This window comes from Pollutibacter soli, assembly GCA_029269725.1.
Lineage (GTDB): Bacteria > Bacteroidota > Bacteroidia > Chitinophagales > Chitinophagaceae > Pollutibacter > Pollutibacter soli.
Genome location: JARJHS010000006.1, coordinates 296,322 through 319,825, shown reverse-complemented (window position 1 = coordinate 319,825; position 23,504 = coordinate 296,322). Strand labels below are relative to the sequence as shown.

Below are 23,504 nucleotides of genomic sequence, written 5' to 3'. Positions count from 1 at the left end.
ATGACTGGAACATATTCTCGTAGCGTAAGCGATACCTACACCGAAGCAAGAGCCCGTTATGTAATGGGCAAAGTTTATGACCACTTGGTCGGCCTTTATATGAGAGGCTTAATGACAAAGGCCGAAGCTGACAGAATGCGTAACGATATTTTATATCTTATGGACCGAAGAGCGGTAACTTATTTTCAATTGCAATTTAAAGCTCCAGGCTACGCTGACAGGGGGCTTCACTATGAAGTTCGCGCTGATTCCACAATATCTATGGATGACGAATCAGGGGGCTTAAATTTTTGGAGCTTGAGCGATAATACAACTGTTAGCCTGGTAGTACAATTGAATTACGCGTCTCCTCATATTGTAGAAGTAAACAGACAACTCGAAGCATGGGGCTGGGGAACTGCTTCTGCTTTGAGCGGCTCATACCAAGCATCCAAATCGTTTTCTAAAGATGGATATGGCTTAAAAGAATCAATTGTAGGAACATGGTAGATAATACACTTAAATTAACGGAATATGATCATCCGAGCAAGGAGGTTATGAAAGACTATAATCTCCTTGTCGGAATTGATGAACAGAAGAAAGAACTGCTGAAAACTTTGTCAATGCTACTTGATCACAAAAAAATTCAGCAGTGGGAAAAGAAGTACCATAATAAAGGATTGCCACTCATGGCCCACTTGAAAACCAGCAGTCCATTAGTTATCTTATCCGGTGAAGTCGGCTGTGGCAAAACAGCATTGGCTCAGTCAATCGGAACTCCGTTGGCTGAACTTTTGAAAACACCGGTAAAGGTATTTGAAACACCTACAAATATCAGAGGCAGTGGTTTAGTTGGGGAAATTTCCAACCGGATTACAGAAGTCTTTGAATCAGCAAAGGCAAGATTGAAAAATGATGAAGTGGGTTTGTTGATTATTGATGAGGCCGATGATTTAGCTACCAGCAGAGAACAGAACCAGGCGCACCATGAAGATCGCGCCGGGTTGAATGTTCTGATCAAGCAAATTGACTCTGTTAAAAAAAGCAATAAGCGCCTAGCCATCATCATGATCACCAACCGGGTTGTAGTACTCGATCCAGCCATTCGCCGACGAACAAGTCTTCACCTTACATTTGAGAGGCCTTCAGGCAAAAAGTTAGAAGAGGTATTAACCTGGATATTAGAAGGTATAGAGTGGAAAAAAGCTGATATGGATAAGCTTATTAAAACCTGTGATTCCCACTCTATTCCATATAGCTTTTCAGATTTGATTCAACGAGCAGCCAAGCAAACACTATATGAAGCGGTAGAACACAATGTTCCATTTAGTGTTAGCCTTTTCCAACAAGTATTAGAAAAGACAGAACCAACTCCTTTATTGGGAGATCATAAATTGAATTAATGCAGCTAATAAACTAATAATCAATGTCAGAAGGATATGTAATTATAAAACATCAAGTCTTTGGTGAAATCACAGATGCAGATGTGTTACAACAGCTTCCCAAGTCTGATGTTATTCCAGCATATAAAATTTTTGATTTAAAAAGGGAGATAATCCCTATGGAGAATATACATCAATTGGATAGCCTGGAATACAGAATTTATCAGAAGAATGTTATCGATAATGAAATTAAACCCTTTTTACGGGAGCATCCAGGTTATAAGGTTTTGTATTTCGGAACCGCAACAATTCCGCTGGCATTACACCTCGGCTATTGTTTCGGCTCCTGGAAGGATGTGGAAGTTTATTTACTACATCGGGAAAGAATGACTTGGCATTGGTGGAATGATGATAGTAACAAACAACTTCCTTTTTCGACCGATTTCGTAGGGGAAGAATTTGCAGGCCCTATTGACGTGATATTTAAAGTAGAGGCTACATACAGTATGCAGGAGGATGAATTGAAAAGCGTAGTGGAAAATGCAAACAAAGTAATTAGCCTTCGTTTGGAAGCTCTCGGTAAAGATGTTTTCAGAAATCAAGAACAATTGAAGGCATTTGCCCATCAATTTTCTTTAGGCCTCGATTCAGTTGCTAATTTTTTGCCTAACACGGATAAAATTCATTTATTCCCGACAGTACCGGTTGGGTTGGCATTCTTGATGGGCACAAAAATAAACCCTCTTGTCACAAAACCTATTGTGACTTATCAGTACAATGCGAATAAAACCCCCAAGCATGAGCAGATTCTAATATTACAAGAAACTGGTCAACCTGAAACGAATATTACAGAAGAAGACCAAAGATTTATTGATGAAGTCAAAAGTGATCTTAAGGCAGAACTGGAAAATAAGATTGCTGCTTTTGCCGGAAGCAAAGTAGAGGACAAAAAGAGATTTGGTAACACTTTAAGTTGGATTCAGTTTATTCTTCCTCGAGGAAATTATTCTGAAATGGAAAGAGGGCTGTGGAAATCCATCCCGGATGTAGCTGAAACGATTCTTAGCTCTTCCACTCTTTCAAAGTCAACCAATCAAGCGGCTGATGGCTTTTTTATTTCAGAAAGCAATGAGTGGCAGATTAACGACCGATTCGTTTTTAATATTATGAACCGCTTGAATCGGGATAAAGCCCAGATACTTCGGGCTTTCAGAATGTTCATTTTTCATGAGGCACTTCATTTACATCAAGGCTTAACAAACTATACGGCTCTCAATATTGGAAGATTTCCACGAGTTCTGGAGGAGGCAGACTATATAGCAGATGTGTGGGCAATGATTCATGAATATAGTTATTCAAAACTACATTATGGCCAGGATGCCAAAAATGAAAAGGAATTTTTTAAAGGAATTATTGATATTGCTTCAAAGACCATGTGGGCGTTTGACGATCTGGATGCAAATAACGAAGAAATGCAGATCAGGCGTGTGAACCGCTACCTGATATGGTACTGGAATTATCTACAAATAGAAGATCGCAACTGTAAGAATTTGGAAAATATCATAGCGATACTTGCCAATAAACCCCTATTAGAACTTCGCGGTCTTGATATCCGTGCACAAGCTCAGCGTACAATCTATAGATTAACCGGATTCAAAATAGAAGAGCTCGAAATAGGGTACTTAGATATTTCTGGGCGGATCAGAAGAGCTTCTAGTGCGGGAGGTTTTCAACTGAACGAAGTGGTAAAAGGGTTTAGAGAAAGGAATGGTGAGAAAATTTTATCACAACTAAAAAGTTGGTTTCACCAAATCAGAGAATGAACTAAATATAAAGATGAAAGTTTGAATAGAAAAGTCATACTTACCCAAAATATCTAGAAATTTTGGAAAGAAGCCTATGACAGAATTTGTTAAGATTTTGAGTGATTCAATCTAGTTTTAAACACCTCCTCCGCCTCCTTATTCATAAAATACACATAACAGCCCTTCATTCCCCGCGTAAACAGGATCCGGTAAATCTGCCTGACGAGTTTATTCAGGTCTTCCGGGCGTTTGGAAAGGCCCTGTTTGCCTTTGGCATCCTTATAATCGTTCCAAACGGTGAAGTATTTGCGGGTGGCAGCATCATAGCGCAGATCCTTGCCGATAATGATGCCGACATAATCAAACTCCAGACCCTGTGATGTGTGTACACAGCCGATCTGGTCGACACCCTCCGCATCCACGGCCCAAGTGGTTCCCACGCTGCGGGAATTCCAGGGCATCTGGAACTGGTGTTCCGGTATCTTCACATCCTCTACTTGGGCATTGGCATTTCCCTGGTTGGCAGGCGTCCATTCCCAGGCATAGCCGGCCAGCATCCGGGCCTTGTAACCTTCCTGTGCTTTTTTGTCTATTTCACTTTTCAGAGCATTGGGATCATCAACAATCCTGAATTCAAAATCATCACCATCCCAGCCGTCGTAATTGGCCGTCTGGTCGATATCCAGCACATCATCCACCCAGTTGATAAATCCTTCCGCACCTGAACAGCGGAATTGCGCTTTGAGATTGAATTCTGAAACCTCAGCCTGATGAAGGGCCGCAACTCTTTTTATCTCGGCCAGGGTACCAATATCATCAGGCCGGATAATCTGTTTTTCATCCACGAAAAAAATACTTACCCTCGCGGCGTTTACGATATCCTCCACCTGATTTTTACCCTTATACATGAACGCATTTTCGTTTTTCAGGCGATGTGCTTCGTCCACAACAATTACATCAAACGTATTTTTCTTCGAAGCATAAAAAGCAGCCGAACCTTTGAGCAGATGTTTTACCCGGCTGGTGTTTTTGTTTTCCGTGAGGCGGCTCAACATCACTTCCCGGAACGCCGCATTGGGTGCAACAAAAATAGCGTTCTTATTATGCTTGAGCAGACTGCCAAGCAGGTTCATCGAAATCACCGATTTACCCGTACCCGGTCCGCCGTTGATGATGATCACTTTTTTGCCCGAACCGGATAAGGCTAATTCCTTGGCGGATTCAAACGCCAGTTTCTGTTCATCGAGCAAAGTAAATTCTGCATTGCCTTCAATCAACCCGGTAACATGATCGATCAGTTTCTTGCTTGGCCTGATATTGCCGTTTTCGATCCGGTACAGAATGTCTTCACCCTTTCCTTTCCCTACATATATTTTCAGAAATTCTTCCAGCTGCAACTGATCGTCCCTGAAATAGATCGGCGCTTCTTTGATGATGGAACTATAGATCTCCGCTTTTAAAGGTTCCGGACGTTTCTCGGTATAGTTGTGCAGGTATGCGCAGGAGAAAGCCTGGATGGAACTGTTATAGATGCTTTCATTATAATCTTTCAGGTACAACTTATAGGAATATGCCTGGTAGGAAGGATGCGTGGTATTGCCATAATAATCCGTATGCACGATGCCATCCTTCATTGTACTGGATGCGCTGGTCCATTGTTTCAGTTCGATAATGATAAAGCTGGGTTTACCTGTTTCATCATGTCCGGTAACGATAAAGTCTACCCGAAGCGAGGTGGAAGGCAGGTTGTATTCGATCAGCACACCGCAATCATCAGCAATAGCCGCGCGCCGGATTACATTGCCCATGAATTGCATGGAATTGGTCCATGACGCTTCTTCATTCGCTTTGATCTTATTCCAGCCAAAAGCGTTGATCACGGATTCTTTTATCCTCGAGGAGATTTTGTTGGTTTCAACATCCGTGATAAATCCTTTCGCGGTGTTTTTGTAGACGATCATGGTTTGTTGATGGTGGTGGTTATTATCCGCAATATCGTGGATTCCGCAATATCGTAGGGGTGCGATGCATCGCGTCCCTACGATATTGCATCACAATTGATCATATTTTTTCGCTGTACCCTTTGCCTTCTCCACCGGATACTTAATCGCATTCATTTCTATTTTTTCCTCAATGATCTTTCCGATATCAAAACCATAATTATCCGCCAGAAGCAATGCAAATGAAAAAATATCTGCCAGTTCCTCTTTCACCTTTTGCGGATCAGCTTCGGAATCTTTTTTCCAGAGAAACTGTTCCAGCAGTTCACCAGCTTCGATACTGATGGCCAGGGCCAGGTCTTTTGAATTATGAAACTGCTTCCAGTCGCGTTCGTCTCTAAAGTTTTTCAATTTGGAAATTATTGATGAAATCTCATTCATTTGTTTTGGATGATAATTTAATAAGGTGATTCTAAAATTATAGATTGTTTGGGAAACCCGAATTATCAACTTTAAAGACGTCTCAAAGAAAAAAATCTATTCTTAAATAATGTAATTGTCTTTTCAGGCGATTTAAAAAATCGCTACATTCATTTAGGGAAATTAAATTTCACTTTTTTTATAAACGCCTCCGTTTCATTGAGGTCAAAATATTTTTGCTTCAATAAGCTAACCTGGTATTTTTTTGGCAGAAGTCCACCCCATTTTGAAAAGTCAAGCAAGGCAGGATTTTTGTCCAGGAGATCAAAAATATGAGCTTCTACATTTGGAATTAAGTTAGTGAGTCCCGACCATGTTTGCAGAAATTCATGTTTATCCGACTGAATATGAATAGCGCATTCGCAGTCTTTTTCATTAACTGTGTTTGACAACCCCGAAATTTCAAGTAGAAGGCTAATAGTGCGATTTACTCTTGTACCGATAAAGCTGAAGAATTCAATATGATTATTGTGTACTATCAGCGGGCGTTCCAGGGAAGTGTTTACTATTTTAAATGCAGAAAAATCTGATCGTAGCAAGCTCAATTGATTGTTACACTCCTCATTCAATATGTCAAACTGCTGTTCACTGAATAAAATTTCAAGCATCTTCAACCTTATCCTTGAATGAATATTTCCGCCACTACCAGAGAACATGGGTTTTTTGCCATCGTTGGCAGGAACAACTTCAATTCTTTTTGCTTTTTCATCTACGTCTTTTATTTTCCAGATCCGGGCTGCTAGCAGGATGTTTTCATCTATTCTGATTTGCGGAGAAAATGGAATTTCTCCGATCGGGTTTCGATTACTGACAACTTTAAAATTTTCTTCTGATTTGAATACAGAATAAAAGTCACGATTGTTTACTATTCGTTCGCCATCCACTCCAATGATAACCTCACTGCCGATCTTTTCCAGCCTATTTGTTTCAATGAGATAGATCAGAATTTCTTTAATTTCTGAGGATTCAACCTTACTAAAAGCAAAATTTGTTTTCAAAAGTTGTTCCAGTTCCTGCTGGGATATTCCTGATCGACCTTTCACAATTGATAATAACTGATGAGCCAATATGTCAAAAGGTTTTTCGGTCGAAAGAGGCGGCTCAATAAACCCCTCGGTGTACAATTGCCAACAGGCCAAGGATTGCAGTAAACTCCATTGATTGGTTGCGTATAAAAACAGCTTGCTGATTTCGCCGTCTCGACGGCCGCTTCTACCAACCCTTTGAATTAAGGAGGCGATACTAAAAGTAGCATCTATCTGTACAACCTCATCAACAGTTCCGATATCTATACCTAATTCAAGTGTGGAGGTACATACTATTGAAAAGCTTTGCCGATTATTATTTTTGGCGAAGTGCTCCACTTCTTCCCTAACTTCTCTATCAATTGAAGAGTGATGCGCAAAATAATTTGAATGGCCATTAACTTTTTGTGAAATCTTCTTCAGTTTAACAGCTATTTCTTCGACTTTACCCCTGCTGTTAGGGAAGATAAGCACCTTATTGTCTTTTGTTTCTTGGTAGAGATCGTCGATGAGTTTAATTGGTAACTCGTCTCCTGTATGATCAAAATACCGAAAAACCGCATTTATTTCCCGAGCTGTTTTATCAAGAAGCACTTTAGTGTTTTCTTCATCCCCGGTAAATCTCTTAGCTTCTATATAATCGCCGATTGTAGCACTTAAACCAATGATATTAAAAGGTATAGGATTTACAATTTGTAATCTAAACAAAATGGATTTAAGTTGGATGCCCCTGTCGGTACCCAAGAATGAATGAATCTCATCAATTACAATATACTTGAGATTGGAAAATAGGTGTTTAATATTAAAGGCTTTATTAACGAACATTGCCTCTAGCGATTCCGGAGTAATTAATACAATACCTTCTGGACTTTTAGTAATTCTACCTTTAAGGGTTTTATTAGCTTCTCCGTGCCACTTTGTTACTGTAACATCGAGGTATTTACATAACTCTTCGATGCGCTGAAACTGGTCATTTATCAAGGCAATCAGAGGAGATATATACAATACCTGTACGCCTTTTTCAGAGAAATCGACTTTTGAAAGTATGGGCAGAAAAGCAGCTTCAGTTTTACCCGAGGCGGTTTTGGAAGCCAGTATAAAGTTACCATCTCGGGAAAGGATTTTCGTAATAGCAGCTGCTTGAATTGGTCGTAATTTTTCCCACCTCTTATCGTAGACGTATTTGCGAATAGGTTCAGAAAGCAGATTAAATGCCATTATATCTCTTCGATTTCATCCAGTTTTCCTTCCTTCGGTCTTTCATCAGAGATTTCAAGATCACCAAAAAGCTTGCGCTTATCCACATCGGGATTCTGACGCAGAATATTCAGGATATTAAGGAAATCTCTGATTACCTCTCTGGGTGTCAAAAATTCGGCTGCACCAGGTTTATTAAAGATTTCTTCCATGAATTGATGGATATCCTCGTCCGAAACATCGATTTTCGTTTTATAATTGAAATCAAATATTGCTTTTAACTTATTAAGAAGTACAAATATTTCATTATGGTCAAGTGGCATTAGTCGAATCACTGGCTGTGCAAAGTCACGAATTTCTGATGTTTCAAACTTATTTGACTCGAGTCTTGTTTTTAATGCGTTATAGCTAAAAAGTCCCCTACGTTCATTTTCAAGAAATTCCTTTGTACCAGCGAAATTGATCATTAGATGGGTAATCTTTCCCTGGAAACAGTCGTTATATATAGAGAGAATCTTTTCATAATTCTTTTCTCTCATTACTGATGTCGAAATTTTATACAAATTAATTGCCTCATCCAGGTTAATCAGAAATCCGCTGTAGCCTAAACTAACAAACAACTTGCAGAAGTTTTTAAGCATGTCATAATAATTCAAATCATTGATTATTTCTCTTACCCCCAAATCTTGCTTAGCTTCAGTTTTAGTTCTATACTCGCCTTTCAACCATTTTAATGCATTACGACATAAATCCGCATTGTCAGTTATAAACCCTTCATAGTATCTAACTAATACCAATCCAAAGTCAAAACCTCCAACATCCGTTAATTCGTTTATGGTTTTCATGAGTTCGGACTGGATCAGGTTTAAATACTTCTCATTCCTGATTTCCGTAATCGTAATTTGATTTTCAGCGGCCGTTTTAGTTATTACCTGTTCAATCCATTTTTCTAATAAGGTCGGTAAGGCGCCTCCTTCTGGCTTTGTTTGTATCGAAATATTATCAACTATTGCCGAATAGAGCAAAACAGCCCTTCCATCGTTTGAATACAACCTGTTGTCCGGAGTGAAATCTGCATTCGCTACAACAAACTTCTGCTTTAATGCAACTGTATTTAACAAATGAAGCATAAATGATTTTCCAAACCCAAAATCACCTATCCAGAATTTAACCATACTATGCCCATTCTTTACATCGTCCAAGGCCTTCACGAAAGCTTCAATCTCCTCTGATCTACCCACGGTAATATGCTGGACCCCAATTTTAGGCACAACTCCTCCGACCAGAGAGTTAATTATTGATGTTGCTTCTTTAGGTTTAATATTGTCTATCATTATTTTAGAAGTCTTTTATAATATTCAGGATTAATTGAAACTGACTCTTCTACTTCTTCGATTAATATATCATCCAGACATTCATAACAAATTTCGTTAATGCCCTCAATTAGGTGATTTTTGAACACTGACTTGGATTTTGCAAATGCTTCGACATCTGATTGAAAAATTGAAAAATTGTTTTTTGAAAATATCAACAAAAGTTCAATTTGCACTTCGGAAAACCTAAGATCAGCTAAAAATACGGAAGAATGAGCTGTTGCGTTTTTCGGTAAAATGTCGATCTTAATTTCGTTGTTGCTTATTTGCTCGGTTTTGATAGTCGTGCTTTCATCTTCGTACTCATCTTTCAAATACTCATTTAAAAGTTCAACAGTATCTGAATGCAATTCCCGCACTTCCCTAATATGCTCAGAATTTAGCTGAATTTTTTTCCTCTTATTCTCATAAATAGTCGGTACAGCTTCGAGCGCAGCCTGGAGATTCCTGTCATTAATTAGATCAGACAGCAATTTTTCAAAACTGCGGAGCTGTTCATTGTTGGAAAAAAGACTTTTTTGGACTGTTTTTGTAAGTTTCCTGTTGTCAAAATTCGAGGAGTTCAGATCATGATGGATATAGTGAATGAACATTAGCAAAGAACTTTCTTTATCAATTTTGGCAAGAAACTTCGAAGCTTCAAAAAACAGATTTTCAATGGCTGGATTCCGACTGTTCTGACTGCCAAGTGATAAAACCAAGGCCGTAAATTCTTTTGACTTCCCACTAAATTTTTCACATAATTCTTCAAACTTAGGTTTCCACCTTCCAGTGTTTTGAGCGTTCAGCTCTAATTCTGTTACTTCGTCTGGTTCCTCAATAGTTTCAATTAGTTCAATCAATGCAGTATTTACTTTCTGAAAGACCCGAGAATCAAGTTCCTCCTTGGCTTCAGGAGTTGTTATAAAGGTATCTGTATTCAGTTTTCGTTTATGGCCATATCGTTCCCGGACAACATTTTCACAAAGCTTAAGGGCGTTTGAATAGATTTCAGCCTTAACATAGTTAATGCTGCTCGTGTAGTTATAGCTATTTGGATTATAATGAAAATGCTTCCTTAATGCAATGTCAACCACTGTTGTTATTTCAGTTTGTAGACTGCTTTGTGCCTTTTTCAACTTTTCATCCAGAAGTCTTATGACTGCGACAAACAGTTTCACTACGGTGTTTCCACAGTGATCAATTGAAAAAAAGTTATTAGTAGGACTCCAGAATGAATTTAAAATCTCAACTTCATTTGCCGTTAATGAAAGACTCGATTGAAACTTGGCACCAAGACGCAAACAATCTGGATCAAAGCTATAATTTGGACTGGGCGTTTGTTGTAAACTTTGAATTGAAAGGTTGTGTCTTGAGCGTAATCGTTGTAGAGAATAATGATCTCCAACTGCTTCCAATTTATCTAGCAGGGCAGAAATTCCATACCGGCTTGTCACAGGATAGTGTTGGCCGATTTCAGCTATTTGGTTTTCAATAAGAGCCAGACTTTTATGTTGCTTAAAAGCATCAATCATGTCAAATAAAAGAATAAAGCAATAATTGGTATTCCCATGCAGATCAAGATAATTGCCCTTAAGGAATTGCTGTTTAAAATAGTTATAAAACTGTTTCTGTTCTTCCGTGGCGTTGCTAATCTCGCTTGCTGAATAGACGTATTGATGATTCCAATGAGGCACATTAACATTACCTGGTGCTTCTCTATCGAATACCGAAAGATTATAGTTTTGATCTGAGACATCAATTATGGTTTCATCTTCAATGTTTTTAATAGTATCGTTTTTATCATCTCCCGTTTTGGAATAGTCAGGTGTTGTCTCGTTGAGGGCTTCATCTATTCCATGTTGATTTGTTCCAGTTCCCGCTGCATTTAACGTATTTATATCTTCAGGAACTTTACCAGGTTGTAACTTTCTGAAAATGCTGTTTCTGTTTTCAGTTTTGTCAAGATCACGAACATTTGTTTTTAAAGGAGTCTCAATGTTTATTTGAACTCCTGTTTTCGAATTTTTTTTGACTTTGTCTACCAATAATTCAATTTTTTCTGATTGAGAATTATTGTTGCGCTCAGCAGTGATTTTCAAAACTGAACCTTGTGCAGGCTCTTTTTTTTTCAACAAACTTAATATTATAAGGACCACCACAATTACAATTAAAATATAATAAGGCGTTCGATCCTCTTTAGTTTTTGATGTAGTTTGAGGAATAGGATTTGGAGCCAGAGAAACTGTGTCTGGCAAAGTTGAAATAAGCTTGCTTGAGATAAAACCAATTTTTCCGTTATAGTCAATTTTAATCCAGTTTGAATTCGTTTGCTCAACATGCCGCACATTTTCTCCATTTTTGATGATTATGATTGTACGATATTTGGCACCTGGGCCTGATCGGAGTTTTGCATCCGTATTGACTTTGTAGTTTGTCTGTGCCTTGCCAACAAAACTGAGAATTAACACTATAATCGTAAACAAGATTTTGGCTTTACTTTTCATTTGCAACTTCAGTTTTATTTTCTCCAATAAACCAGGAGGCCAAAAAAGCTGTGAATGTCCCGAAAAGGCCAACCCCTACTGTCATCAGTGCCACTGCAATTAATCTGCCTTCTGTAGTAACTGGAAATTTATCGCCATAACCCACAGTTGTTATTGTAGTATATGACCACCACAGTGCATCTTCCGCAGTTTTAATATTGCTTGATGGGTCAACTTCCACTTGCAAGATCGCTATTGATGAAAAGATTACCATCAGTATTGCAATTGTTATTGCGGCTGTCAGTGCTCCACGGGACTTTTGTCTGAAAATATATTGTACAAGATGTTTAGTTGACCGAAAAGCTCTCAAAATTCGAATCAGCCGAATCAGCCTTAATGCCCGGCCAACTCTCATAAAATCAAATGAAGGAATACTAGAGACAAGGTCTATCCATCCCCATTTTAAAAAAGCCAGCTTGTTTTGTGCCTTTCGAAAGCGTACTGCGAAATCAAATAGAAAAACAAAACAAATTAGGTTGTCAGTGATATAAAGGATACGGGAAACTTCTGAAGGTAATTTAATAAATGTGTCGAGCATAAGAGCAACAAGAACATATATCGACAGAATTATTATAATCAGATTCAAGAACGTAAGCTTTTCCGTCTTTGTTTGATCCATGGGAGAGGCTAATAATTTTAATAGTTTACTAGATTAGTTCTCGAGAAAAAACCTTAAAAAAAGCTCGATTTATTCAATCTCCTTTCAATATAAATTTAATTAGAGTCCACGAAATTATTGGGTAAAAGATTAATTTTCAATCTAGTACGTTATCCATCTGCATTTAAAGATTTTAAACGTTAGTAATTAGGCTAAATTGCGTTCATCTACCTAGATTCCTACAAATAAAATGAACTAGTTTTTTTCGGAGTTTTTACTCGCAACTTAATATGTAGCCTCCGCTAAAAATAGGACAGTTTTTAAACTAAACTTTTCTAAATTAAACTGTCAAATATGAAGAAATCAAGATTTTGCGAGACTCAGATTATCAATGCAATAAGGGAATACGAAGCGGGCAAAAGTGCTGCAGATTTGTCGCGAGCTTGGGATAAACAAGTAAACTTTTTACAACTGGCATAAGAAGTATAGTAGTAAGGGAAGCTAGGATTTAAACTAACTAAAGTGTCTTGAAGAGGAGAATTGCAAAACTGAAGCAGGTGTATGCGGAACTTGCGATGGATAACAAGGTCCTCAAAGCTGTGATTAAACCTATCAGCAGCATCTGCTCATGAGGAAAAAAGAGCGCTGGCCTTTCCCACCTTGACGTTTTTATGTTGGCAGGCATTATGTCTGCAAAACTACCTCAGACTTGAAAAGTTTGCAATAAGTTCTGATTGCTCAACATTTCACAGAGGAAATACTTGCATCCCAATAGGGTTTTAAAACATTGCTCTTGCTGGTTATAAACAGCCGTCTCTAGTCCTTCTTTAACCATACTCACTTTCTCCTTCTCTTCTGTTCTTGCTATTCAACCCTATTCAACATTACCTTCTCACTAAACACCTGGCTGTTTTTTCTGTTGCCGATTCTTACGAGGTAAAGACCTACTGAAGTTTTGGGAGGAAAAAATACTGTTTCAGTATGTGTAGTCGTTTTCACAGCGATTTTTTTCTCCAGGATAGTGCGGCCTGAAATGTCTGTCATTTTTAAAGAATAATCACCCGGCTCGATATTGGTGAGTCGAACCATGAATACGTTTTTCTCAGCAGGGTTGGGATATAATTTTATAAATCCGTTATTGCCTGCGAAAAAGGGGTTATTCTTTGCTGTTCTCGATGTTACCAATAAATTGCTGTTCGCCAGGTCAGAACTTCTGTACAGGCCCGTCTTCGGTTTGAATTCATATGCTTTCCATTCTGACGGATCAATTTTAAACCAGGCATCATTGTAGGTAGAACTGCTGACAAGGATTCTTCCTTCATCATCTACTGCAGCACCATTGGTATTAAACTTTTCCGGCAGACCGGAAATTTTTCCGAGGTAGCTGGTCTCCAGGGTGGAGATTTTTGTTTTGTACACCTGGTTCTGCGCTGTAATCAGGTATAGGTTACCGTCATCATCAGCAATCATATCACCACCACCTGTACCACAGGCATTGTGAATCGTGTTTTCATTATTTCCTTTAGCGTCGATTAATGAACCCAGGTCTTCTACTTTCGGTGTACCATCAGTAGAAAATCTGAACAGGTGATTACCATCATTTGAAATGCTGTATCCATATCCATCTCCAGCAATCACGAGCCTGGGCAAAGTACTCATGGGTTCCATTTTTGATCCGGCTGCTGCATAAAAACCTTTGCCATGAACACAATACACTTTCATGGAACTGAGGTCAATATAACGGAGCTGATCAACGTATTGCGGAATGTAAAAAACGCGATTGTTTTTTCTGTCGTACGCAAGCGCCGCCACACCTGAAGCAAATGCCAGCTGCGGCTGGTACATCTGGTTGGTATCCCGGATCTCCATTATTTTCCTCTGCTTGTTTTCAGCATCGTACAAAGTCATGTCCTTTTTGATACCGTCTAAAAGAACCTGGCTGAATTCTCCGGTTCGGATATTTATTTTTCTCAGTACAATCCAATTCATACCATCCTGCTTTGAATCAGTAACTGCATAAGCGAACCTGTCTGCCTGGGCGGTTGCAGAAAATATGGAACTGAAACTGAGGATGATCAAAAACAGGTATCTGAGTTCTTTCATTTTCAAACGAATTGGTCTAGTGCGGGGCATACTATAAGTTAATACAGTTTCTGGTTAGTCGCAAGCGGTTTTTTGCTTTCATTATCGGCGGAAAATCAGACCCGTTGGATCTGAAAGGTTTATGAGTTTTTATTTTTCGAAAATCATTTTGGCGACAATCAATAAAGTCCGGGCGGAAATTGAATCAATCGAAAAGATCTGCAAAGGGTTTCAAAAGGCCGCACCGTTTTGATCGTAGGGACGCGATGCATCGCGTCCCTACGATTAAAACGGTTGATCCCTACGATAAAAACGGTTGAATCCCTACGAATAAATTGGCGACGTGTAGGCAATTGCAACATCCTTTTCCTGCAACCAAACCGATGAAGAGATAATAATCAACCATTCGCCGGATTATCCCTGATATACTGCGCAATTCGTTTCAATTCCATTTCATTACGAATTGCATGTTCGTGAAATCGAGGTTGCCAGTTAAAAGGTATTCCCAGTTTACGTGCTGCTGTGGTAACAGACGATTTAAATCCGCGGATGATAGATGCGAGGTTTTTAGACTGCGGACCGAATTTGTTTGTATTGATCGTAGGGACGCCATGCATGGCGTCCCTACGATCAATACACATCGCGTCCCTACGATGGATACGCATCGCGTCCCTATGGTTGAAACAACGATTGAAATTATTAAACCCGATAATCCCATGAAAATGATCGGGCATCACCACAAATTCATCCAGAACTATATTCATATCTGGTCTGATGGACGGCGTTTTCAACCATTCCAATTCGACAATCTTCCCGATTTCAGATAGTAGTACTTCACCATCGGTGACCTTACCAAAATAAGGCAGCCGGTCTTTTGTATTTATGGTGACAAAATATAAACCATCATTATAATTCCAATTGGGCATACGGGCAGATTCATTACGGAACCTGTTTTTGAATTTTTCAGACATTGAATTTTTCAGGCAAATTGATTCAATTTGAAAAAACGGCCATGATGCATTGACGGCAAAATTTGTGATTATTCCCTGCCGATAATCGTGGAGACACGTAACAGATCACATTTCTATCAGACACTCTTGCATCAACCAAAATCCTAATGTATTTTGTCGCTGCCCCAACATCCCCAAAAAAATCTCCCGCTTGCTGATGACATCGCGATCTCAATTCCGATGTACCCCTAAATGCCCTGTTTATGAAACTTCTTCGGTGGAGCCCTTTTGCACTGATTTTCAGCTTCGTCATTTTCGCATGCCAAAAGAATAATATCGATCCCGATCCGGTTCCACCGTCACCACCCGACGATACAGCAACTGTCAACTATCCCACCAAATCAGTTCAGATTCAACTGCCTGCAAATGCTAAGATCGACCTCGCTACCCTCGAGGTGCATTCACTTTCGCAGAACGGAAAAGTCTCCGTGGCCGGGACAGCGAAAACCGCCTACAACAGCGGTTATCCCAGCATCGCATGGGTTTTCGATCAGCAGGACCGGCCATTACTCGCAGGTTTCATCACGGATAGTTCGTCAGAGATCAATACAAAATCTACAGCAAAAGTGCTGCTGTATTTCGGCTATGCGACACTGATGGAACAGTATGCGATGACAGCGGAATTTCTAAAAGGCATCGACCAGGTGAAAGGCAGCAGCGACTGGTACAAAGCATTCGACGACCTGTTTAAAGCTGATCCGCTGGTACTGGACAAAGGCAGCTTCAAAGAGCCGCTGCGGCAGGCACTGAAAAACATTTCGGGCGGACGAAAAATCAATACACCAACAACGCCAGCCGTAGCACCTATGACAGTCAAAAAAATCCCGGACGTAGAAGTTTTGGCGAACACCGAAAAAAGCGGTCTGCGCATTTCAAGTCTGGAGCTCGGCAAACTGCAGATGGAAAACATCTACCGCCGTCGCGCATGGGCTTTTTTGTATAAAGTGAAAACGACTTTTGACAATGGCAACATGACCACCGAAACAATTGAATCTACCACGCGTACTCAAACAGAAACTTCTGTAGATCCGTCCGGTGGATTTACTTCCGTCGCCGGCGTGCTCGGCGCATGGATCGAAGGTCCGGATAAAGTGCAGGAATTTTTCGCGATGAAATCAGGACCATTCGATATTCCGATGGCTGATGATGAAAAAGAAGGGGAGTATAAATTACGTATCGTAGGTCCGGGATTTCCGGGCACTAATAAAACAATCAGCAGCCAGGAGATTGAAAAGCTGACACAACTGGAAATTGAAACTCTCGCACTTGATTTTTTACTTCCGGTGATGATGGAAGTAGTAGGCAACAAGGATGATCTGGCGCTGATCGATGGCTCGCGGCATGTAACCGGTCCTTTGGAAACTTTCATTGAGAAAACCGGTTCCGCAATTAAACTGATGCCACCGGTATATGAAGAAATGCGAAAAGGAAATTACAAAGGCGCGACTCAGAAGTTCATCGAAGCATTGTACCTGGAACTCAATGCTGCTTTGTTTGAAGATATGGTGAAACTAACAGCAGGCGTACTTGAAATGCTCGCGCAGCAGAAATATTATATCCCATCGGGAGCTGATGTGTTCAAAGATGCGGAACGAAAAACAAAAATCCTGAAAGTAATTGATCTCGGACTATTCGCCACTGACCTCGCACGTATGGGATTCCATATCGCCAAGTCATCACAACTCGAAGAATGGACCGTTCGTGCACGCGGACCTAAAGTGACCCTGTTGCCGGATAGTTCCACACTGGTTCCGTTGATGGAGCAGAAGATTACCTGCGAGATCAAAAACTTCGTGGAGAGTGGTGGCGATACGCACGCGTTTTACGAATGGAAAACGAGCGGCAAATACGGGAAGATCTCAGATACCAAAGGACATGTGAACCAGGTGTCGTTCAATACATCGGATAATATCGTTTCTTATCAAAGCCTGGCGACGGCATCACAATTGAAAGATGGCGATAACATTGACTATATCTATGTCACTGTCAAATTCGGCAGCACCGTCATTGGCCGCGATACAGCGATAGTCAATGTGAAGAAGAACAAATTCGAAATGAATCCGAAAGGTGTGACGCTGAGTGGAAAAAAATACGCTGGCAGCTGGAATGAAGTGATGATGAAACTGAATAAGGTCGACAAGAAAAATGAGATTGGTGCGGATCCGGATGTCGACTGGAAAATTGTATGGAGTACTGCCGGTAAATACGGCAAGCTGCTGGGTCCGGGCGTAGACAATATGACGACGATCACGCAGTACAATACCAATTCCATCAGTTATGAGTGCCAGGACGACGATACAAAAGAAGCTGTTGAAAAAATTTCTGCAAAGATTTATTCGAAATTAAAAATTGAAACAGAGTATGTGTTTTATGATGAAGTATTTGGAGAAGTGAAGATCAACAACGACGATAAGAAAAAAATCCTGCATATACCATTCAGTTTTGTTCATGGTGATACTTCCACGCCAGCGTCAACGTATACGTCTTATAAATGCTGGAAGGGCAATGGAGTATTTGTGCCCAGGGATCCGGAAGCTAAAATGTATACACTCAGGTTTTATAATATTAGTTCAGTCACCATTGGTGCGCCAAGTACGGTGAGCTGGTATGCTGATAAAAATCCGGGTTATGCGCCGGCGGCTTATGCAGCAGATGGATGGGTGGACGGCAAGTGGTTTGTGACCTATTCCTGGGGCTCGGCGAATGGGCCACGGCCGGGACATAGCAGTGCTGGGCCAAAGAGTGGCATGGCGGAAGTGACGATAATATTAAAATAACAGGTGAGAGGTAAAAGGTTTGAAGTAAAAGTCAAGCGATCTAAAATGCAAAGATGCAATGCGTCCCGTCTTGTAATGCGGCTGGCTACCTGTTTTAGATGATATGTCTGTAGGTATAAAACTAACAAGGTTTTGTGCAGCTTTCGGATCGCTGAGGATATACAACCAGATTTCATGCAAACAGTTTTGCGCAGAATAGGACAGTCGCAGAGAGGAGATTGAATTCGCTCAAAATTATTTTGCCATACAAACTATCCGGGCAGATGTTTTAATCGTAGGGACGTGATGCATCGCATCCCTACGATTAAAACGGGCCCTTTACGAATATTTGGCAGCAGGTGTGTGTAATTGGCACTTCAAAAAATTACATCATCAGGTATTTGCCGGATTATCACTTATAAACTGCGTGATACGTTTCGATTCCATTTCGTCACGAATAGCATATTCATGAAGTCTTGGTTGCCTTTCAAATCGTAAACCTATTTTTCGGGCAGCAGTAGTAACAGATGATTTAAATCCCCGGATTATTGAAGCAGGATTTGAGGATTGAGAACCAAATTTGTTTTTTGAATGCGTTATTGTCGTGGCTGTTTCAATCGCAGGGACGCGATGCATCGCGTCCCTGCGATTGAAAAATTTAAATCCAAAATCGATGGAAATGATCAGGCATCATCCTAAATGCATCCAGGATGAAATGCAGTGCTCGTCGGATGGATAGTGTTTTGAGCCATTCCAATTCAACAAGTCTTTCATCTTACCAACTTACTCAATAAACTTTCCAGACCTGTTAGGTCTTAGGTGCGCAGTCCTGTCAGTTCAGATCTTCTCTTCATTTCTCAAACTCGATGATATGTGCCGAAGCGTACACGCTTCTTTCCGGCCGAATGAATTTTACAAACAACTGCGCACGCTTACCGAGATTCATACAGGTATAACGGTTACGGATATCCTCTTCACTGTCCATTGGCTGAAGTGAAGGATACCAGAGAAAATATCCGGGCCGGTCCATGATGAGTTTTGGCGCAGACCATTGCTGCGCATTGTTGCCGGCACCCAGATCTTTGTTTTTATTAAACGAAATGTATATGCTGCTACCTGCCCAGCTGAGGCCTGTCACTTTTACCATCATCATCACCCAGCATTCCAGGTAATTGTTCCAGCTAACGGAAGGACCCCAGTAAAAACCGCCTGTAGGAGATGATGCAGGACCTCCGCCACTATCCACAGGAATCTGAAGCGATGCAACTGGTTTTCCTGCCGCGTTCCATGCAGCGTTGAAACCTTTACCGTCCCATCGTTTAGCCTTCCCCTGCGGGTCATCGAGATCGATCAGGCTGATCCGTGCAACACTTATGCACTGCCCGCCGGATTCTGTTTTCGGATCGTATGTTGAAGAATCGAACGGCAGGGGAAAGCTGTATTCACCAAAAAATAAGTACAGATAATCACCGGATCGAACTGCAGAGGGATCGCCTACACCACCCGCAAAAGTATTGGACGTATTGAATGGTTTCAAGATCATGCGCTCCTGAAGATCCTCCAGAAATAACCCTTTATTCACCCACGAGTAACCGCCGTCAGTGGATTTTACAATTCCTATTCTGCAGACCGCTGCAGGCGATGAAGGGCCCTGCAATCCCTGCGGCCAGCGGTAATTGATGTAGCCCTGCCCGGTCAATTTATCGTATGGTAAATTCTGCGGATAATTTTCATTATGGTAAACTGCATACAACGTTTTTCCGCTGGTGTCCTTATCACTCTGATAAACTGTTTCGAACCACATCGCACCATGAAAACCGGTCTCACTTATGGGTGCAACAACAGGTAACTGCGGACGTTTAAAAGCGGCAGCATTGGATGCAAAAGCTTCCGGCGCATTGCGACCATCTGCAAAAAGAAGTTCGCGTGCTTCACCCCACACGGTATCCTCACCATATTTGCCGGGAAATATCCGGAAAGTATCTGCAATCCATGCTTCAGCCATATTGCAATCAACAAAGGAATTGAAGAGTACTGTGTCGATATTCTTCAATACAAAACGAGGTGTTGGCTGATCATTCGAAGTAAGCCCGTTTGAATTGCATCCCGCGAGAAAATATGCTGTGATCAAAATAAGAGGAGAACAAAAGAAGGAGTATTTCTTCATGCTGTTTGAATCATCAATTGAAAAATCATAAAAGTGTTGAGTTTGTAAATTAGTTCTTTTAATAACCTTGTTGAAATAGCATCAGATTGCTGGATTTGCATGAGCGGTTGGGATAGCCTCCCTCCATTGAAAATCAATTTGAGCCGAAGATGGATCATAAGAATGCTCAAAATAAAAAGAGTATTTGAGGCTGCAGGCAGGATGTAAGGTAAGTTTCTCAGCTTTATTGGTACAAGACCTGCCGCGGCTGAAAAAACAAGAGAAAATCCCCGTGGTCCGATAGTATATTCTGTTTTAAAACCGTTTTTTTCCCTTGTTTTTTTCAAAAAGGCTTTCGAAATTGCTGAAAGCTGCCAGGTATCCGATACTTGCAAGTATCGGATACCTGGCGGAAAAATTTTCAAAAGAATTTTAAGCTGCCTGCATTTACTAGCATACGAATACTTCGTTGGCATTAGGCTTGTAAAAGCCCACCACCCCCATATGTGCTTGTGACTGTTTTAAAAGTCTTGCAAGGATTTTCCAAATATTCGAAATTGGAAAAGCCCCGGATTTAAGTAGAATTTGCTAAGCAATGAAAGATTTTTTCTCTCGCTTTATTCTTTAATTGTTTCGATATTGCCGAAAGCTGTATTTATCCGAAACTTGCAGATATAGGATGTGATGAATTCTAACCGTTTTTGATAATTCCGCGATAATATTATCACTAAACTTGGAGGTGGTAACACAATTAAAAATGAAATCTGAGGAAATAAAAAAACTATTTGAACAATTTGAATCAGCCGCCACAGAGGTAGAGGGTGTGGAATGCTGGAGCGCACGTGAATTGCAGCATTTACTCGGCTACAGCAAATGGGAGAATTTTGAGAAAGTCATTCAAAAGGCGAAAGATGCCTGCAAAAACGCCGGCGAAGAAATTACCGATCATTTTCCTGACATCAGGAAAACGATCGCGATGCCAAGGGGAGCCGGGAAGGAAATAGTAGATATTCTACTCACGCGTTATGCTTGCTATCTTATTGCGCAGAATGGGGATAGCCGAAAGAGGAGATCGCATTCGCTCAAAATTATTTTGCTGTACAAACCCGCCGTGCACAATTAGTAGAACAAAGATTGCTGGAGTACGAGCGCATAAAAGCAAGAGAAAAGTTGAGCCAGACGGAAAAACAGTTATCCGGAATACTATATGAAAGAGGTGTTGACAGCCAGGGATTCGCGGTGATCAGGAGTAAGGGCGATCAGGCACTATTTAGATTAAGTACACACGTACTGAAGAAGAAAATGGGCATACCTGAAAACAGACCGGTAGCTGATTTTCTACCGACGATCAGCATCAAAGCGAAAGACCTTGCAGCTGAAATGACCGGCCTGAATGTGCAGACTAAGGACCTGACAGGACAAATTAAAATCGAGGAAGAGCATATCGATAATAACCAGGCTGTTCGTGATATGCTTACCCAACGGGGCATTGTACCCGAAAATCTTCCCACGGCTGAAGATGTAAAAAAGCTTCAGAGAAAGCTGGAAAGCGATGAGAAGAAATTGATTAAGGGAAAGAAGAAGAAATAAGGTTTTAAAACTGGATACACCCGGAACGTTTTCATTTTAGTTTTAATCGTAGGGACGTGATGCATCGCGTCCCTACGATTAAAACGATCGCGTCCCTACGATGGAAACCATCACAATTTCAAAATTTAAACCGCTATCCTTTTCATTTAAACGATCTGTTCCTGATCATTTTTCAGGAACGCTCCTGCGATAAATTGTTATCAAAAAGATGTTAATTAGACATTCGCCGGATTATCCCTTATCTACTGCACGATTCGTTTTAATTCCATTTCGTCACGAATAGCATGTTCATGAAATCTTGTTTGCCAGTCAAAAGGTAACCCCAGTTTACGAGCAGCTGTGGTAACCGATGATTTAAATCCGCGGATGATAGGTGCGAGGTTTTTGGACTGCGGACCGTATTTGTTTGTATTGATCGTAGGGACGCCATGCATGGCGTCCCTACGATCAATACGCATCACATCCATAGGATTGAAACAACGATTGAAATTATTAAACCCGATAATCCCATGAAAATGATCGGGCATCACCACAAATTCATCCAGAACTATATTCATATCTGGTCTGATGGATGGAGTTTTCAACCATTCCAATTCGACAATCTTCCCGATTTCAGATAGTAGTACTTCACCATCGGTGACCTAACCAAAATAAGGCAACCGGTCTTTTGTATTTATGGTGACAAAATATAAACCGTCATCATAATTCCAATCAGGTATACGGACGGATTCATTACGGAAACTGTTTTTGAATTTTTCAGACATTCAATTTTTCAGACAAATTGAAATAATGGAATTTCCCGGCCATGGTATTTCAACAGCAGAATTGGTAATTTTTCCGGTTTATCATAGGGACCCAATGAATCGCGCCCGTATGATAAAAACGATCGCGTCCCTACGATTAAAACAGCCACAAAAAATAAATTTTGAAATATTAACAGTGTTAAGTTATTTTGTGTCCTGATCATGGGTATCAAGGAACGGAAAATAAAACACAAGGAAGATCTGAAGCAGAGCATCCTCGATGCGGCCAAAAAATTATTCCAGGAAGATGGTTACCAGGCCACTTCTATCCGGAAAATTGCGGCGGAGATTGAGTTCAGCCCGACCACGATTTACCTGTACTACAAAGACAAGCAGGAGATCGCCCATGCCCTGCATGAGGAAGGGTTTAAGATCCTGTCTGACCGGTTCCGGTTACTGGCCAATATCGACTCGCCCTTTGAACGACTGAAAGCCATGGGCAGGATCTATATCCAGTTTGCTCTCGAAAACCGTGATTATTACGACATTATGTTTGTAATGAAAGACCCGATCCAGCACATCTGCGAAGGCCCGCAGGAAGAGGAATGGACCGAAGGCGCCACAGCGTTTTTTGCTCTCGTGGAAACAATTAAAAGCTGCCAGGAAGAGGGTTATTTTAAAGCCTATGATCCCGAAACTTTGTCGCTACTTGTTTGGAGCACCATGCATGGCCTGTGTACCCTCAAGCTCGACGGTCGGATGGATATGGTAGTCAGTCATAAACAAATCCTGACTGATGTACCTGATGTTTTGCAACACACATTTTCTATCTATATAAAAATGCTGGAAAGGCTGTAAAATTTTTTTGCATCA

At 40.6% G+C, this 23,504-nt stretch carries 18 protein-coding genes; 8 read left to right on the top strand and 10 right to left on the bottom strand.

Features of this window, described 5'->3' with window-relative positions; genetic code table 11:
- Genes P2W82_RS16495 through P2W82_RS16485 form a run of 3 tightly spaced genes read left to right on the top strand, consistent with a single transcriptional unit; the run spans nt 1 to nt 3,184 of the window.
- The gene (locus tag P2W82_RS16495; protein ID WP_336517014.1) at nt 1–489 is read left to right on the top strand and encodes an HORMA-1 domain-containing protein; all 489 of its coding nucleotides are present in this window, start codon (nt 1–3) and stop codon (nt 487–489) included.
- Nucleotides 483–1,382 (top strand): ATP-binding protein, encoded by a 900-nt coding sequence (locus P2W82_RS16490; protein WP_336517013.1) that lies wholly within the window; start codon nt 483–485, stop codon nt 1,380–1,382. Before P2W82_RS16495 ends, P2W82_RS16490 begins: the two co-directional genes overlap by 7 nt.
- Before the next feature lie 23 nt (nt 1,383–1,405).
- Nucleotides 1,406–3,184: an SAVED domain-containing protein gene (locus tag P2W82_RS16485; protein ID WP_336517012.1), complete on the top strand. Its 1,779-nt coding sequence runs from the start codon at nt 1,406–1,408 to the stop codon at nt 3,182–3,184.
- Between the two features lie 89 nt (nt 3,185–3,273).
- On the opposite strand, the gene P2W82_RS16480 is transcribed toward P2W82_RS16485, so the two are convergent.
- The 6 genes from P2W82_RS16480 to P2W82_RS16455 all read right to left on the bottom strand — a co-directional run bounded on the left by P2W82_RS16480 (nt 3,274) and on the right by P2W82_RS16455 (nt 12,325).
- On the bottom strand, nt 3,274–5,127 hold the full coding sequence (locus P2W82_RS16480) for a DUF2075 domain-containing protein (protein WP_336517011.1): 1,854 nt from the start codon (nt 5,125–5,127) through the stop codon (nt 3,274–3,276).
- A 90-nt stretch (nt 5,128–5,217) separates the two neighbouring features.
- The gene (locus P2W82_RS16475; protein WP_336517010.1) at nt 5,218–5,547 is read right to left on the bottom strand and encodes a nucleotide pyrophosphohydrolase; all 330 of its coding nucleotides are present in this window, start codon (nt 5,545–5,547) and stop codon (nt 5,218–5,220) included.
- 149 nt (nt 5,548–5,696) lie between these two features.
- The gene (locus P2W82_RS16470) at nt 5,697–7,829 is read right to left on the bottom strand and encodes a DEAD/DEAH box helicase (RefSeq protein ID WP_336517009.1); all 2,133 of its coding nucleotides are present in this window, start codon (nt 7,827–7,829) and stop codon (nt 5,697–5,699) included.
- Nucleotides 7,829–9,142 (bottom strand): ATP-binding protein, encoded by a 1,314-nt coding sequence (locus P2W82_RS16465; protein ID WP_336517008.1) that lies wholly within the window; start codon nt 9,140–9,142, stop codon nt 7,829–7,831. The genes P2W82_RS16470 and P2W82_RS16465 overlap by 1 nt, the downstream gene beginning before the upstream one ends.
- On the bottom strand, nt 9,142–11,667 hold the full coding sequence (locus P2W82_RS16460) for a tellurite resistance TerB C-terminal domain-containing protein (RefSeq protein WP_336517007.1): 2,526 nt from the start codon (nt 11,665–11,667) through the stop codon (nt 9,142–9,144). The genes P2W82_RS16465 and P2W82_RS16460 overlap by 1 nt, the downstream gene beginning before the upstream one ends.
- Nucleotides 11,657–12,325 (bottom strand): potassium channel family protein, encoded by a 669-nt coding sequence (locus P2W82_RS16455; protein ID WP_336517006.1) that lies wholly within the window; start codon nt 12,323–12,325, stop codon nt 11,657–11,659. The genes P2W82_RS16460 and P2W82_RS16455 overlap by 11 nt, the downstream gene beginning before the upstream one ends.
- 333 nt (nt 12,326–12,658) lie before the next feature.
- On the opposite strand from P2W82_RS16455, the gene P2W82_RS16450 reads away from it, so the two are divergent.
- Nucleotides 12,659–12,784 carry a hypothetical protein gene (locus P2W82_RS16450; RefSeq protein WP_336517005.1) on the top strand — a complete coding sequence of 42 codons (126 nt, stop codon included), beginning with the start codon at nt 12,659–12,661 and terminating at the stop codon, nt 12,782–12,784.
- Between the two features lie 384 nt (nt 12,785–13,168).
- On the opposite strand, the gene P2W82_RS16445 is transcribed toward P2W82_RS16450, so the two are convergent.
- Both P2W82_RS16445 and P2W82_RS16440 read right to left on the bottom strand, forming a co-directional pair.
- Nucleotides 13,169–14,407 carry a T9SS type A sorting domain-containing protein gene (locus P2W82_RS16445; RefSeq protein ID WP_336517004.1) on the bottom strand — a complete coding sequence of 413 codons (1,239 nt, stop codon included), beginning with the start codon at nt 14,405–14,407 and terminating at the stop codon, nt 13,169–13,171.
- Nucleotides 14,408–14,784: 377 nt separating this feature from the next.
- The gene (locus P2W82_RS16440; protein WP_336517003.1) at nt 14,785–15,357 is read right to left on the bottom strand and encodes a hypothetical protein; all 573 of its coding nucleotides are present in this window, start codon (nt 15,355–15,357) and stop codon (nt 14,785–14,787) included.
- 242 nt (nt 15,358–15,599) lie between these two features.
- Between P2W82_RS16440 and P2W82_RS16435 the strand changes: the two genes are divergently transcribed.
- Nucleotides 15,600–18,173 (top strand): hypothetical protein, encoded by a 2,574-nt coding sequence (locus P2W82_RS16435; protein ID WP_336517002.1) that lies wholly within the window; start codon nt 15,600–15,602, stop codon nt 18,171–18,173.
- Nucleotides 18,174–19,002: 829 nt separating this feature from the next.
- On the opposite strand, the gene P2W82_RS16430 is transcribed toward P2W82_RS16435, so the two are convergent.
- Nucleotides 19,003–20,319 carry a hypothetical protein gene (locus P2W82_RS16430; protein WP_336517001.1) on the bottom strand — a complete coding sequence of 439 codons (1,317 nt, stop codon included), beginning with the start codon at nt 20,317–20,319 and terminating at the stop codon, nt 19,003–19,005.
- Nucleotides 20,320–21,055: 736 nt separating this feature from the next.
- Between P2W82_RS16430 and P2W82_RS16425 the strand changes: the two genes are divergently transcribed.
- Complete coding sequence (locus tag P2W82_RS16425; protein ID WP_336517000.1) at nt 21,056–21,421, top strand: BRO family protein; 366 nt, start codon at nt 21,056–21,058, stop codon at nt 21,419–21,421.
- Between the two features lie 11 nt (nt 21,422–21,432).
- On the top strand, nt 21,433–21,888 hold the full coding sequence (locus P2W82_RS16420) for a hypothetical protein (protein WP_336516999.1): 456 nt from the start codon (nt 21,433–21,435) through the stop codon (nt 21,886–21,888).
- 242 nt (nt 21,889–22,130) lie between these two features.
- Here P2W82_RS16420 and P2W82_RS16415 read toward each other — a convergent pair whose 3' ends face one another.
- Nucleotides 22,131–22,445: a hypothetical protein gene (locus tag P2W82_RS16415; RefSeq protein WP_336516998.1), complete on the bottom strand. Its 315-nt coding sequence runs from the start codon at nt 22,443–22,445 to the stop codon at nt 22,131–22,133.
- Nucleotides 22,446–22,853: 408 nt separating this feature from the next.
- Here P2W82_RS16415 and P2W82_RS16410 point away from each other — a divergent pair, with 408 nt between their 5' ends.
- Nucleotides 22,854–23,489: a TetR/AcrR family transcriptional regulator gene (locus tag P2W82_RS16410; RefSeq protein ID WP_336516997.1), complete on the top strand. Its 636-nt coding sequence runs from the start codon at nt 22,854–22,856 to the stop codon at nt 23,487–23,489.
- Nucleotides 23,490–23,504 lie beyond the last annotated feature (15 nt).